This window comes from Microbispora sp. NBC_01389 (assembly GCF_045040095.1).
GTDB lineage: Bacteria > Actinomycetota > Actinomycetes > Streptosporangiales > Streptosporangiaceae > Microbispora.
Genome location: NZ_CP109552.1, coordinates 4,285,368 through 4,299,092, shown reverse-complemented (window position 1 = coordinate 4,299,092; position 13,725 = coordinate 4,285,368). Strand labels below are relative to the sequence as shown.

The window sequence follows — 13,725 nt, the reverse complement described above, 5'->3', positions numbered from 1 at the left end:
TCGCCCGTCCTGACTGGGACGCTTTGCGGCAGCCGGTAAGCATGTCACGATAAATGATCGCATCGGCGTTTCCGAGGGAGAGGGGGCAGACCGGTGCCACCTGCCATCGTCGGGCATGAAGGTCCCCTTGCCGGTCAGCGTTTCCCGATCGACGACAAGCCGATCACGTTCGGTCGCAGAGGCGACAACAGTGTGGTGATCACGAGCGAGAGAGCCTCGCGCTTCCACGCGGAGGTGCGCCGGGAGGCCGAAGGCTTCGTGCTCCACGACCGGGGCAGCAGCAACGGGACGCTGGTCAACGGCAGGCGTGTCACCACGCATGTGCTCCGGCCCGGCGACACGATCGCCATCGGAGGGGAGACGTTCCGCTTCGAGGCGTTCGACGACTCCGAGACGGTCATGGACACCTCGCTGATGCAGCGGTTCCGCCGGTCGGTCCCGGACGTCGAACCGGAGCAGGTGCTGCACGTCACCGTCTCCGGCGGCGGGCCCGTCGGGCTGGCCTTCGCCCTGCTCCTCGAACACCTCATGGGGCACCGGGTCGCGATCACGATCTACGACGGCCGCTGGACCGAGGACGGGCCACGGATCGTGTGGAAGGACGCCACGCAGGGCAACAACCGGCGGCAGCAGGTCGTGACGGTGCAGAGCCGCCAGTATCTGAACCTGCCGGAGGACGTCCAGTCGCGGCTGTTCACCGAGGGCTCCTACAGCGAGATGTGGCCGGCCGGTCCGGACTCGATCCGCGGCTACGGCCCGCGGAACATCCGCATCGCCTACATCGAGGACACCCTGCTGGAGATGGCGAACGAGAGGTCCGCCCGCATCCGCCTGGTGCCCGAGAGATTCGACCCCGCCGAGCGCCAGGACGCCGTGGCCGGGGACCACGTGCTCGCCATCTGCGAGGGAGGACGCTCGCGGACCCGCGAGCACTTCACCGACAGGTTCGGCCGGGCCGACGACTCGATCTTCTCGCTCGACGGCCGGCACGTGCAGGACGTGGTGCTGGGGCTGCGGGTGAAGTCCGGCCTGCCCGACCCGGCGATCGTGCTGCTGACCGTGGCGCAGAACCGGTTCCTCCTGAACTCCCTGCGCGGCGAGGGCTTCCTGAACATGCGCCTCACCGACGACGAGGCCGCGGAGGTCGTCGGCATCGACCCCGTCCGGCACGTGTTCGAGGAGTGCGTCGCCTCCAGCCCCTGCCTGATGGAGCGCACCGAGGACGGCGACTTCCACTGCTCGACCCACCACACGCTGTTCCTGCCCGCCCTGATCAGGGGCTCGGCGCTGTGGAGGCGGGCGCAGGAGGGCCTCGCGCTCTTCGGTGTCGCCGACGGCGACGTGAGCGCGGTCACCGCCTTCCGGCTGGACATGGTGCAGCGGCCGCGGTTCACCGCCCGGTTGTCCTCCCCCACGGCGACCACCCCCGGGACGTACGGGTTCCTCCTGGGGGACGCGGCCAACTCGATCCACTTCTGGCCGGGGCGGGGCCTCAACAGCGGTCTCGCGTCGGCCATCTCGCTGGCCCGGTCGCTCAACCGCAACTGGCGCGGCAGGCCGCTCCGTGACGCCGACTTCGTACGGCACGAGGCGGCGATGTCGATGCTGCAGTATCGGCACAAGAGCCGCGCGTGGAACGCGATGGTGACCACCGACGAGCAGGGGGTCACCCGGGCGATCAAGGACACGATCGTTCAGGGCATCGAGGAGGGCCGCGCCGGGTCGGACCGGGACGCGGACATCGACGCCCTGATGGAGCGCCTGCGGCAGATCCGCGACCGCCTGTCACCACGCATCCCCGGCATGCCCGACGACGCGACCCTCCTCCGGCACCTGCGCGAACTGCGGACCGAGACGCTGCGGACCCTGCTGGTGAGCGGAGCCTGGGAGACGCTGACGGTCGGCGGCGAGGAGGTCGACATCGACATCTTCGACCAGCCGGTCTCCGCGGCGGCGCCCCCCGTCGCGTCCGCCGTGCCGCCGCCCGCCGAGAGGCCGCTTGTCGCGCGGCAGGCGGACACGCAGGCGAGGCCGCCCGGGAGGGTCGCCGGAGGACCGGGCGACACGCTGCCCTCCGGCTGACGTCGTCTCCGAGATTTACGGAACCGGCCCGGGCCGTCCGGCGGAGTAGGGGTGAAGGGCGCGACGGCGCCCACGGAAGGATTCCCCTCATGAACGGACACAACGGGTGGTGAGGACGGTCTCCGGCGGCACCCGCCTCCCCTCGGCCGCGGCGGCGCACCGTCACGGCGGCGACGAGGCGAACGGCGGCGGGCCGGACGAAGGCGAACCGCAGCACGCCCTGGCGGAGTATCCCGGCGTGAACGGCGACGAGCCTGACGACGAACCGAGCGACGCCCGGCTGATCGAGGCGTCGCTGAGCGCGCCCGAGCGGTTCGCCGGCGTCTTCGACCGGCACGCGGACGAGATCCACGCCTACGCCGGTCGCCGGCTCGGCCCCGAGCACGCCGACGACGTCACCGCCGAGACGTTCTTCGTGGCGTTCCGGAAGCGGCACCGCTACGACACCTCCCGGCCCGACGCCCGGCCCTGGTTGTACGGCATCGCGGGCAACCTCATCTCCGGGCACCGCAGGGCGGAGGTCCGCCGCCTGCGGGCACTGGCCCGCGCCCCGCACGACGCCGGCGAACGCGGCGCCCACGAGGAGGAGCGCGGAGCGGAGCGGGCGAGCGCCGCCGCGCTGCGGCCCGCCCTCGCCGCCGCCCTGGCGCGGCTGTCGTCCGCCGAGCGCGACCTGCTCCTTCTGGTCGCCTGGGCCGACCTCTCCTACGAGGAGACGGCCGAGGCGCTGCGGATCCCCATCGGCACGGTGCGCTCGCGCCTGCACCGCGTGCGCGCGAAGCTGCGCCGCCATCTCAACCTTCCCGAGGAGGACTGATCATGATCGACGAGATCGACCTGGTGGCGCGGGAGCGGCCGCAGGCGCCGCCCTACTCCCTGGCCGCCAAGGCGGCCGTACGGCGGCGGCTGACCGGCCCGGGCAGGCCGCCGGTCCGCTCGCGCCCGTACGCGCTCCTGGCGGGCGGGGCCGCGCTGCTCGCCGGTGCGGGGATCGTCGCCGTCGCCGCCACCGGGCCCGGCGGGCCCGCGCACCCGACGCGAGCCGGCGAGGTGGTCGTGACCCTGCCGAAGGTGTCGGCCATGTCGGCGGAGGAGGTGCTGGGCAGGGCGGCCCGCGCCGTGACCGACCTGTCCCCACGCGACGACCAGTTCGTCAAGGTCGGCTCGCAGACGATGTACGAGGCCTCCGTGGTCGGCGAGAACGAGAAGGAGTCCCGCTACCTCTACCGGACGAAGCGAACGATCTGGCTGTCCGCCGACGGCACCAGGGACGGCGCGCTCAAGATCGAACATCTGGAGCCCCGCGCCTATCCGGGGTGGCCGATCCCTCCGGAGGCGCATCAGGAGAAGGGCACGGAGTGGCTGGGGCTCCCGGCCTGCGGCAAGGTGAGCGACACCGCCTACACGGTGCTGAAGAGGCTGCCCTCGGACGCGGAGAAGATGCGGTCCCACCTGTACGCCCGGCCGCACGGCGACGTCCCGTCCGACGCGGGGGCGTGGACGGCCGTGGGCGACCTGCTGCGGGAGACGTACGTGCCGGCGCCGCAGCGGGCGGCGCTGTTCAAGGCCGCCGCGACGATCCCCGGGGTCACGGTGAACGAGAACGTGGGCGACGCGGCGGGCCGGACCGGCATCGGCGTCGGCCGCGTCTCGAACGGGGTGCGCGAGGAGATCATCTTCGACCCGGACACGTACGAACTGCTCGGCGAGCGCGGCGTCGTGGTGAACGCGCAGGAGGCCAGAGCGCCCGTCGGCAGCCTCGTGGCCTCCACCGCGCAACTGGAGGTCACGGTCGACGACGCGGCGCCCGAGGTGAAGGACCCCCGCGGCGGCTGCCTCTGATCTGCGGCCCATCGAGCCCGCCGTGCGCCCGCCGTGCGTCCGGCGGGCTCCCTGGGCTCCACGGCGCGGGAATTGTCGGTGGTGATCTCTAGCCTCTGGCACATGACAAACGCGACGCAGGCGTACAGTTACGCCGCGCCTTCGATGCTGGTGGACGGACGTCTCGGGCTGTCGACGTCCGGTGGCAGGGCCCTGCGCGGCCCCGCCGTCGCGCCGAAATTCTTCAGCGGTGTGGTGACCCAGGCGGCGCCCGCGGCGGCGGCCCTGCTGGGCGTGGCCGACGTGGCCCTCACCCGCTATCACCAGCCGCGCCCCGGATGGACGCGCGACCCGGTCGTCACCTGCGGCGGCGACCGGCTGCGCTTCGAGTCGTTCTCCGCCTGCGGCGGCGTGTACTCCCGGCTCGACCTGCTGGGCGACGCCCTCGACGGCGAGGTGTTCGACCGGGGGACGACCAACGTCGACGTCAACGGTCCGCTGCGGGAGGCGCTGGCCAGGGTGGGCGCGCGCGACCCGCTCCACCTCGGGGTCGGCGCCGACGAGCTCACCGTGACCACGCTCGACGGCGCGGTGGTGGAGAAGAAGGTGCCGCTGCCCGAGCGGTGGCTACGAGGATTCGCCGAGGTGCAGGTGATCGCGGCGCGCATGGACCTGCGGGCCGAGCTGCACGGGATGGGCGCGGTGCGGTTCCTGCGGTCCCTGCCCAAGCGGGCGGCGGCCGATCTGTGGGTCGCTCCCGCGGGCCGCGACCTGCGGGTCACCGACCGGCCCGGCCCGGGAGCGGTGTGCCTGTCCGGCGTGGGCCGTCTGGCGACGCTGCTGCCCCTGCTCCGCTTCGTCAGGAGCCTCAAGGTCTACGGCCCGGCCGCGCCCGGCGGCCCGGCGTCGAGCGCGTGGGAGCTGGAGCTGCCCGGAATGCGTTACACGCTGGTCCTGTCCCCAGAGCGCTGGCGCGGCTTCTCCGGCGAGGGCGCGGTGCTGGCCGACCTCGCCACCGACGAGGCCGAGGCCGACGCCGACGTGGTGGGCATGCTGCTCAACTTCGAACCCGAGGTGGAGATCGGCCTGCTCGCCGACCGCGCCGGGCTGTCCACCACGCGTGTGCGGGCCGCCCTCACCCAGCTCGGCACGGCCGGGCGGGTCGGCTACGACCTGCACGAGGCGGCGCACTTCCACCGTGAGCTGCCCTACGACAGGGAGCACGTGCAGCACCTCAACCCGCGGCTGACGTCCGCGCGGGCGCTGGCCGGGGCGGGCGCCGTGGAGATCGCGGGCGACACGGCCCGCGTACGGACCGACGGCGGGGTGCGGGAGGTCGGCCTGGCCGACGGATCGTGCACCTGCCCCTGGTGGTGGGACCACCGCGGCTCACGCGGGCCGTGCAAGCACGTGCTCGCGGCCAGGATCGTCGCGAGGGCCACCTCCGCGCCGTCCCCCGCGCCGTCCACCGCACCGTCCCCCGCGCCGCCCACCGTGGAGAGCGGCGTGGAGAGCGGCGTGGAGAGCGGCGTGGAGAGCGGCGTGGAGACGGCCCGATGAGCGTCTGGCAGGAGGTGCGCGACCTCGTCACCCGCGCGAGAGACGAAGGCGCCGGCCGACCGGCCGGGTGATCGCGCTCACCGAGGCCGAGCGAGGCGAGGTGGCGAAGCGGCTGCCGGGGTTCTCAAGGTCGTTCCCGGCCGAGGAAGCACGACAGGAGTCGCCTGAAGTCGTGCGGGTGCTCGAGCGCCGGCACGTGCCCGCATCGGCCGAACACGTGCAGACGGACATCGGCCAGGTGTTCGAGCAGGGGCAGGGCTGCCGTCCCGAGCGGGGTGACTCGGTCCTCGGCGCCGTGGACAAGCAGCACGGGCGCGCGGACCCCTGCCAGCGTCTGCGCCGAGAGGGTGAGATCCTCGGCCCAGCGTGCCCTGGGTGGAGGGAACAACGACGCGAACGCGGCCTCCCCCGCTCGCATCGCAGCCGCACGGGCGGCGACGGCCGACTCGGTCACGAGCGCTTGGTCGAGAACGAGGCGACTCAACATGTCTCGTGCCCCGAGCGGGCCGGCGGGGGCGGCCCAGACCGCGTCGAGCTCGGCCGACAGCGGCGCCCCGGGGGCGCCCATCGTCGAGACCGCCACGACACGGGTGACCTGCTGGGGACGCGCGGCCGCCAACGCCAGCGCCACGGCACCGCCCATGGAGTGGCCCACCACGGCGTAGTGCTCGACACCGAGAGCGTCCATCAGGCCCGCGGCCTGCTCCGTCCACAGCCGGAGCCCACCCCTGGAGCCCGCCGGGATGGGTGTACGGCCGAACCCCGCCTGGTCAGGAGCCACCAGGTGCCAGGACGTGCCCAGCGCCTGTGCCGTCGTCGCCCAGGCTCCGGATCCGGTCGTACCGGGTCCGGAGCCGTGCAGCATCAGCACCGCGGGCCCGGTGCCGCTCTCCAGGACGTGGACGGGGGAGCCGTCGACTGTGACGGTCCGAAGTGCCGTCACCGTGACACGTCCGGTGTGCTCATGCCGATGCGGAGCTGACGGACTTCGAGAAGACCTCCATCATCACCCTGCCGAACTGCGGCATGTCGGGCCACCCGCGGCAGGAGACCAGGTTGCCGTCCACGACGTCGGGAGCGTCGATGACCGTCGCGCCCGCGTTCTCCATGTCACCGGTGATGGGGGGGAAGCACGCCGTCTTCCGACCCTTCAGCAGCCCGTACACAGCCGGCACCTGCGCACCGTGGCACACCAGCGCGATCGGGAGGTTACGCGCGAAGAAGTGCTCGGTGATGCGCCTGACGTCGGCGTCGACCCGGATCCACTCGGGGGCACGTCCCCCAGGGATGATGAGGGCGTCATAGCGCTCGACGTCGACCTCGGCCCAGGGCACGTCGACCGGCAGCTTCCGGCCGTTCTTCTCCACGTAGGCGTCGGAGTTGGGGTCGAACTCGTGGATGACCAGCTGAACGTCACGCATCGTCCGGGACGAGACGTCAACGTCCCAGCCGCCCTCCTGCACGCGGTAGTAGGGATACATGGTGTCGAGCTCCTCGGCGGCGTCGCCGGTAAGGAGCAGCGCTCTGGGCACCTGCTTCTCCTCGCATATGGGGCGGGTGAGATGGATCCGATCCGATCCGATCCAATCCGGTTGAGTCAGCATTCCTCGGCCCAGCCCGCCCGTCAAGCCTTTACCGCCATTCCGTCAGCGCCCTTGACCTCGTCGAACAATCGCCGGAACCGCTCGCCGGACAGCAGGATGTGCCGGCGCATGGCGTAGGCGGCGGCGTCGGGGTCACGCGCGGCGACCGCGGCCAGAACTTCTTCGTGCTCGGCCATGGCCAGGTGCGTGACCTGGGTGTCGTGGAGAAGCCGGAACAGGTGCACGTGCGTGTGCAGGCGAGCGAGCGCATCGCGGATGACCTGGTTCTCCGCGCTCAGGGCGACGAGATCGTGGAAAGCGGCGTCACGCAGCCCGAAGGCGCCATAGGCCATGGGCCCGTTGCCCCCCTGCAGCTCCGCCATCTCCTCCAGCATTCGTCGCAGACCGGCCACCTGCTTCGAGGATGCGCGTTCGGCGGATCTGCGCGCCGCTGCCGGCTCGAGGAGCAGGCGGACCTCAAGCATGTCCTCGAATCGGTTACGGGTGATCTGGGGGGGAATGCGATAGCCGGCATGGGGCACACGCACGACCAGGCCCTCGGCCTCCATGCGGTTCAGAGCGTCTCGGATCGGCGTCTGCGAGACCCCCAGCTCTCGCGCCAGGACGTCGATCGTGACGCGGGAGCCAGGCTCGATCCGTAGCGACATCAGCTGGCCGAGCAGCGTGTCGTACACCTCGTCGGCAAGCCGGCCGCGAGATCTTCCCGGCGGCGTTCCGCCCGTCATGGCCCCACGGCGCCGCGCGATCACCGCTTCGTCGTCCATCGTGACGTGAGGTCCTCTCCTGCGTCTTCGGGGACCTGTTGACATCGGTCGCAACGCTGCGGGATGCTGCCCCCACTCGGATCGTATAGGAAAGGTGATGGATGCTAACCATCCTTCACCTCTCGCGGAACCACCCGCTATCGCTCCGCTTCGATCAGTTGGAGCTCCCATGAGCATGCTCGACGTCCTACTCGGTCCGCACCCGGGCCGCACGAGGACCGAAGGGCTTCTCGACCGCCTGAAGCCCCATCACGTCGCGGCGTACTCGTGACGCCGGTCCGCGGGGTCAGCCCCTGCGACAGCCGGCAGCACGCCTGAACAACCCAGCAACTGCTCGGCGAAGCACGCAGCAGGGCTCTACCCCCCACCCAGAAAGCAGGCAAGAAGATGCGGCATCCCAAACGAATAGGGCGACTGTCCGTTCCCGGTCGAAGAGTGCAGCTGGCGGCGGCGGCCATGTTGGTGGCCACGACGATGGCGGCCTGCGGCGGCGGCGGCGAGGACGACGGCGCGAAGGCGAGCGCCCCCAAGGCGCCGGCGACCATCCCGGAGCTCACCAAGGACCCGCTGACCCTCAGCTTCATCTGGTTCGACTGGCCCCCCGCCCACGCGCTGGAAGACTTCGCGAACGCGGAGTACACCAAGGAGCGGTCGAACGTGACCATCAAGGTCAAGACCGTGCCGAACGCGAACTGGCACGACGCGATGTTCACCCAGTTCGCAGCGCACAAGACCGACTTCGACATCCCGATCCTGGACTCGCAGCACATCGGCGAGGCCGTGACGAACGGCAACATCCTCGACATCACCGACTTCGTCAAGAAGAACATCGACGTCAAGGCCTACAACCCGTACCTCCTCGCGGCCTACGGCCAGTACCCCCAGGCGGAGACCGGGCAGCGCGACGAGAACGCCAGCCTGTACGGACTGCCGCTGCTCGGCGACACCTGGACGATGATCTACCGAAAGGACCTGATCGGCGACAAGCCACCGCAGACCTGGGACGAGATGATCTCAGTCGCCGAGAAGTGCCAGGCGGACAACCCTGGCGTCAGCGGGCTGGCTTTCCATCAGGCCAACGGCTCCGACGCCGCGGCCGTGACCTACAACACGGTCAACGGCGTCTACGGCGGCAACCTCTGGGACGCCAAGACGCGCAAGATCGACGGCATCGTCAACGACGCTGCGGGCCAGGAGGCGATGGACGTCCTGGTCAACAAGATGAAGCCGCTGACCGCCAAGGGCTCCGGCAACTGGTTCATCGACGAGGTGAACGCGGCGGTCGCCCAGGGCAAGGCATGCATCGCGTTCAACTGGATCGCCGCGAGCGGCGGCCTGCTCGACCCGAAGCAGTCGACGCTCGGCACCACGCGGGAGCAGATTCTCGACAAGCTGGGTTTCGCCCCCCTGCCGACCCAGAAGACGAACCTGGTGCCTCTCGGCGGCATGGGGATGCACGTGTCGGCCTACTCGCCCCAGGCGAACCAGGCAGAGGCCCTGAACTTCATGAAGTGGTTCGAGCAGGCTGACATCCAGAAGAAGTGGGCCGCCGCCGGTGGCGTGCCGGCGCGTACGGACGCCCTGGAGTCGCCCGAGTTCCTCAATGCCGGGCCGTTCAACAAGGTGTACGCCGACTCGGTTCCGCGGATGCGGGACATGTGGAACGTGCCCGAGTACGCGCGCCTCATCGACATTGAGAACACCAACGTGAACGCGGCTCTCAACGGCGCGAAGAAGCCGAAGGACGCGCTCGACGACATCGCCAAGGAGCAGCAGGGCGTGCTCGACGCCGGCAGCGGCAAGGGCGGCGGCGGACTGTGAGTGGCCCCGCCCCTCTGACGACCGACCAGCCCGGGCAGGTGGCGTCCGCGACGCCGCCCGCACCGGGCTGGTCCCGCCGCCTGAGCGACCGCGGGCTCGCTGTGACCTTCATCTCGCCCGCGCTGCTGCTGTTGCTCGCCATGTCGGTGTTCCCGTTGCTGTGGGCGCTGTACCTGTCGTTCACCGACTACTCGGCCACCCGCGGGGGGCCGGCCCATTTCGTCGGGTTCGAGAACTACATCGCCATCCTGACGTCGGCGCAGGTCCACCTGAGGGCCTGGACGACGTTGATCTACGTGGTCGGCGCGGTCGCCCTGCAGACCGTGCTCGGTTTCTCCATCGCCTACCTGATCTCACGGCGCACGCACGGGCGAGGAGTGCTGACCACTCTGTTCCTGGTTCCGATGATGCTGTCGCCGGTCGTGGTCGGGCTGTTCTGGCGATTCATGCTCGACGCGCAGTTCGGCGTGATCAACAGCATGCTCAGCTCGCTCGGCCTGGGGCAGGTGGAGTGGCTCACCCGGCAGCGAACGGCACTGATCTCCCTGATCGTGGTCGACACCTGGCAATGGACGCCGTTCATCATGCTCATCGCACTTGCGGGCCTCACCGCGGTTCCCAAGTACCTGTACGAGGCCGCCTCGATCGATCGGGCGTCCGAGTGGTTCCGGTTCCGCACCATCACTCTTCCGCTGGTGTGGCCGCTGCTCCTCATCGCCGTGTTGTTCAGGGCCATCGAGGCCTTCCGGCTGTTCGACCTCGTCTACATCCTCACCAGCGGAGGTCCGGGGGTCTCCACCGAGACGTTGTCGTTCCATGTCTACAAGGTCGCGTTCCTGGGCTTCAACACCGGAACCGCCTCGGCATACGGGATCCTCATGGTGCTCATCGTCATCGTCCTCGCGCAGCTCTACCTGCGCTACTTGAACAAGCTCAAGGAGGACTGATGGCCGTCTCCGTCGACGAGGCCGTGTCCACAGGTCCTGCCCGCGATCACACGCCCCCCGCGCGCCGCCTCGGCGGCCGGGGCCGCTCCGTGCTCGAGGTCGCCCTGCTGACCGTGCTGGCCGTGGTGATGCTCTTTCCGGTGCTGTGGATGATCGAGACGTCCATCAAGGAGAACCGGGACGTCTACGCCATCCCGGCCAAGTTCTTCGACTTCAAGGTCACCCTGGACCATTTCAAGGACGTGTTCGCCTCCTCCGGAGGCGGTCGCTCGGCCTTGTCCGTCTCGTTCCTCAACTCCGTCGTGGTCGCCGGGGTCTCCACGGCGCTGGCCACCGTGCTGGGGGTCCCGGCGGCCTGGGCCTACTCACGCTTCGCCGTGAAGGCCAAGAAGGACCAGCTGTTCTTCATCCTGTCCACCCGCTTCATGCCGCCCGTCGTCGTCGTGATCCCGATCTTCCTCATGTACCGCCAAGTCGGGCTCATCGACTCCAAGCTCGGCCTGATCCTCATCTACGCCGCGTTCAACGTCCCGTTCACGATCTGGATGATGAAGGGGTTCGTCGACGAGGTGCCCGCGGAGTACGAGGATGCCGCCATGCTCGACGGCTACACCCGTCTGCAGGCGTTCTGGAAATTCACTCTTCCCCTGCTCCTGCCCGGCATCGCCGCGACGGCGGTCTTCGCCCTCATCTTCTCGTGGAACGAGTTCGTGTTCGCCATCTTCCTCACCTCCAGCGACAACGTGCGGACGGCCCCGCCCGCCATCGCCGGCCTCATCGGTGGAACCACCGTGGACTGGGGTCTCGTGGCCGCCGCCTCCGTGGTGTTCGCCCTGCCGGTGCTCGTCTTCGCCTACCTGGTGCGCAAGCACCTCATCGCCGGTGTGACGCTCGGGGCGGTGCGACGCTGATGGCGGGTATCGAGGTGACCGCCCTGCACAAGCGCTACCCGGACGGGACGGTCGCAGTCGAGCACGTGGACCTGTCCATCGGCGACGGCGAGTTGTTCGTCATGCTCGGCCCTTCGGGTTGCGGTAAGACGACCACGCTGCGGGCCATAGCAGGCCTGGAGCGACAGACGACGGGCGACATCCGCATCGGCGAAACGCTGGTCAACGACCTGCCGCCCGCCGAGCGAGACATCGCCATGGTGTTCCAGTTCTACGCTCTCTACCCGCATCTGAAGACCCGCGACAACCTGGCGTTCCCCCTGCGGGCCGAGGGCCTGCCCAAGGCGGAGGTGCGCGAGCGGGTCGACGAGGCCGCTCGGCTGATGCGGCTCGCTCCGCTCCTGGACCGGCGACCGAACCGGCTGTCCGGCGGGGAGCAGCAGCGCGTCGCGCTCGCTCGCGCCCTGGTGCGACGACCGCGCGCATTCCTCATGGACGAACCCCTCACCAATCTGGACGCGGAGCTGAGGGCGGACATGCGCACGGAGATCAAGCACCTGCAGGGGGAGCTGGGGACGACGATGGTCTACGTCACCCACGACCAAGTCGAGGCGATGTCGCTCGGGCACAGGATCGCCATCCTCAACAAGGGCCGCGTCGAGCAGATCGGCACGCCGCTGGAGGTCTACGACCGCCCGGCGAGTCTTTTCTGCGCCGCGTTCATCGGCTCCCCGCCGATGAACCTGATCGAGGTGGAGGTGGCCGACGGGAAGCTGCGCAGTAAGAGCGGACTGACCCTCGCGCCACCGCCAGGCCTGCCGCGCGACCGTTCCCTGGTCGCAGGCGTCCGGCCGGAGGCGCTGGAAGTCACAGAACCAGGGGCGGAACGTTCGGTCCCGGCCCGCGTGGTCTCGGCGGAGTGGCTGGGCGACGAAATCATCTACGTGGTCGACCACGACGGCCAGCGCGACGTACGGGTTCGGATGCCATCGACTGTCCGTTTCGCCGCTGACGCGCCGGTCGGGCTGCGGCACACCGGCGGCCCCCCGCCGGTCTACGACGTGAGCACGGAAGAGCTGGTGGCCTGATGGGAACCGTGTCAGCGCACGGGCTGTGCAAGTCCTTCGGCAAGGTCCAGGCCCTGGACGGGGTGACGCTGGACGTGCCGGACGGCTCGTTCTTCGTCGTGCTCGGGCCCTCCGGGGCAGGCAAGACGACGACCCTGCGAGCGATCGCCGGCCTTGAGAAGCTTGACGCCGGGTCGGTGCATCTGGACGGGAGGGACGCGACCGGTGACACTCCGGCCGCACGCGACCTGGCCATGGTCTTCCAGAGCTACGCCCTCTACCCGCGACGCACGGCGTACGAGAACATCGCCTCGCCGCTGCGGGCACGCCGCTGTTCTTCGAGCGAGATCGCCGCCGCCGTCGAGCAGATGTCGAGCCTGCTGCACATCGAACGTCTGCTGCAGCGTCGTCCCGCGCAGATGTCGGGCGGTGAGATGCAGCGTGTCGCCCTGGCCCGGGCGCTGGTCCGCCGCCCGCGCGCGTTTCTCATGGACGAGCCGCTGACGAACCTCGATCTCAAGCTCCGCGTCGAGATGCGCACCGAGCTCACCCGCATCCACCGGAGCCTCGGGGGGACCTTCGTCTACGTGACCAACGACCAGGTCGAGGCCCTGTCCATGGCCGACCATGTCGCGGTCCTCAAGGAGGGGAAGGTGCAACAGGTCGGAACGCCGGCCGAGGTGTACGACCGTCCGGCCAACCAGTGGGTCGCGGGCTTCGTCGGGAGCCCGCCGATCAGCCTGCTCGCCTGCCACGCCGAGGGAGATCGTCTGGTCGGGGCGGACGGCTGGACGCTGCCGCGGCCTCGCTGGACCACGGCTGAGGACGGTCGTCCGCTGCTGCTGGGCCTCCGCGCAGAGGACCTGTCCGTCGAGCAGCGTGGGGACGCGTCGTTGTCGGGTGAGCTCTACGGCCTTGAGCCGCTCGGTGACCGGACGGTGGTCGACGTCCGAGTGGGGACGGAGATCCTCAAGGTCAAGGCACGACCCACCATCACCGGTACGCCGGGCGAGCGGCTGCATGTCACGGTCGACCTGGACCGTGCGCACCTGTTCGATGCGGGCACCGGGCTGGCGCTGTCCGAAGCCGGGAGGTAACCGCCCGGGAGGTAACCGCCCGGGAGGTAACCGCACAGGAGGTAACCGCACAGGGCGGCGACGTCAACATGC

12 protein-coding genes are annotated in these 13,725 nt (G+C 70.1%); 9 read left to right on the top strand and 3 right to left on the bottom strand.

Annotation, left to right across the window (positions count from 1 at the left end):
* Nucleotides 1–93 precede the first annotated feature (93 nt).
* The 4 genes from OG344_RS19360 (at nt 94) to OG344_RS19345 (ending at nt 5,463) form a co-directional block, all read left to right on the top strand.
* Nucleotides 94–2,082, top strand: coding sequence for an FHA domain-containing protein (locus OG344_RS19360; protein ID WP_405084281.1), 1,989 nt, complete (start codon nt 94–96; stop codon nt 2,080–2,082).
* Nucleotides 2,083–2,191: 109 nt separating this feature from the next.
* Entirely contained in the window at nt 2,192–2,899 is a 708-nt protein-coding gene (locus OG344_RS19355; protein ID WP_405084280.1) for an RNA polymerase sigma factor, read from the top strand.
* A gap of 2 nt (nt 2,900–2,901) precedes the next feature.
* On the top strand, nt 2,902–3,924 hold the full coding sequence (locus tag OG344_RS19350) for a CU044_5270 family protein (protein WP_327044702.1): 1,023 nt from the start codon (nt 2,902–2,904) through the stop codon (nt 3,922–3,924).
* Nucleotides 3,925–4,026: 102 nt separating this feature from the next.
* Nucleotides 4,027–5,463, top strand: a complete 1,437-nt coding sequence (locus tag OG344_RS19345) for an SWIM zinc finger family protein (RefSeq protein ID WP_405084279.1) — start codon at nt 4,027–4,029, stop codon at nt 5,461–5,463.
* 124 nt (nt 5,464–5,587) lie between these two features.
* Here the strand turns inward: OG344_RS19345 and OG344_RS19340 are convergent, their stop codons facing one another.
* The 3 genes from OG344_RS19340 to OG344_RS19330 form a co-directional block, all read right to left on the bottom strand.
* Nucleotides 5,588–6,406 carry an alpha/beta hydrolase gene (locus OG344_RS19340; protein WP_327044700.1) on the bottom strand — a complete coding sequence of 273 codons (819 nt, stop codon included), beginning with the start codon at nt 6,404–6,406 and terminating at the stop codon, nt 5,588–5,590.
* A gap of 19 nt (nt 6,407–6,425) precedes the next feature.
* The gene (locus OG344_RS19335) at nt 6,426–6,995 is read right to left on the bottom strand and encodes a DJ-1/PfpI family protein (RefSeq protein WP_327044699.1); all 570 of its coding nucleotides are present in this window, start codon (nt 6,993–6,995) and stop codon (nt 6,426–6,428) included.
* Between the two features lie 92 nt (nt 6,996–7,087).
* Nucleotides 7,088–7,831, bottom strand: coding sequence for a GntR family transcriptional regulator (locus OG344_RS19330; protein ID WP_327044698.1), 744 nt, complete (start codon nt 7,829–7,831; stop codon nt 7,088–7,090).
* Between the two features lie 456 nt (nt 7,832–8,287).
* On the opposite strand from OG344_RS19330, the gene OG344_RS19325 reads away from it, so the two are divergent.
* From OG344_RS19325 to OG344_RS19305, 5 genes are read left to right on the top strand one after another with little or no spacing between them, the layout of a single operon-like run.
* Nucleotides 8,288–9,652, top strand: coding sequence for an extracellular solute-binding protein (locus tag OG344_RS19325; RefSeq protein ID WP_327044697.1), 1,365 nt, complete (start codon nt 8,288–8,290; stop codon nt 9,650–9,652).
* A complete protein-coding gene (locus tag OG344_RS19320; protein WP_405084278.1) occupies nt 9,649–10,599 on the top strand; it encodes a carbohydrate ABC transporter permease in 951 nt (316 codons plus the stop codon). Before OG344_RS19325 ends, OG344_RS19320 begins: the two co-directional genes overlap by 4 nt.
* Complete coding sequence (locus tag OG344_RS19315; protein ID WP_405084277.1) at nt 10,599–11,510, top strand: carbohydrate ABC transporter permease; 912 nt, start codon at nt 10,599–10,601, stop codon at nt 11,508–11,510. Before OG344_RS19320 ends, OG344_RS19315 begins: the two co-directional genes overlap by 1 nt.
* Nucleotides 11,510–12,577 carry an ABC transporter ATP-binding protein gene (locus tag OG344_RS19310; RefSeq protein WP_405084276.1) on the top strand — a complete coding sequence of 356 codons (1,068 nt, stop codon included), beginning with the start codon at nt 11,510–11,512 and terminating at the stop codon, nt 12,575–12,577. Before OG344_RS19315 ends, OG344_RS19310 begins: the two co-directional genes overlap by 1 nt.
* Nucleotides 12,577–13,653: an ABC transporter ATP-binding protein gene (locus tag OG344_RS19305; RefSeq protein ID WP_405084275.1), complete on the top strand. Its 1,077-nt coding sequence runs from the start codon at nt 12,577–12,579 to the stop codon at nt 13,651–13,653. The genes OG344_RS19310 and OG344_RS19305 overlap by 1 nt, the downstream gene beginning before the upstream one ends.
* Nucleotides 13,654–13,725: the final 72 nt, after the last annotated feature.

Bases quoted from the DNA above. Each gene is read 5' to 3' on its own strand.
- OG344_RS19350 (WP_327044702.1), top strand. From the start codon at position 2,902: ATGATCGACGAGATCGACCTGGTGGCGCGGGAGCGGCCGCAGGCGCCG.
- OG344_RS19345 (WP_405084279.1), top strand. From the start codon at position 4,027: ATGACAAACGCGACGCAGGCGTACAGTTACGCCGCGCCTTCGATGCTG.
- OG344_RS19330 (WP_327044698.1), bottom strand. From the start codon at position 7,831: ATGGACGACGAAGCGGTGATCGCGCGGCGCCGTGGGGCCATGACGGGC.
- OG344_RS19325 (WP_327044697.1), top strand. From the start codon at position 8,288: ATGTTGGTGGCCACGACGATGGCGGCCTGCGGCGGCGGCGGCGAGGAC.
- OG344_RS19315 (WP_405084277.1), top strand. From the start codon at position 10,599: ATGGCCGTCTCCGTCGACGAGGCCGTGTCCACAGGTCCTGCCCGCGAT.
- OG344_RS19310 (WP_405084276.1), top strand. From the start codon at position 11,510: ATGGCGGGTATCGAGGTGACCGCCCTGCACAAGCGCTACCCGGACGGG.
- OG344_RS19305 (WP_405084275.1), top strand. From the start codon at position 12,577: ATGGGAACCGTGTCAGCGCACGGGCTGTGCAAGTCCTTCGGCAAGGTC.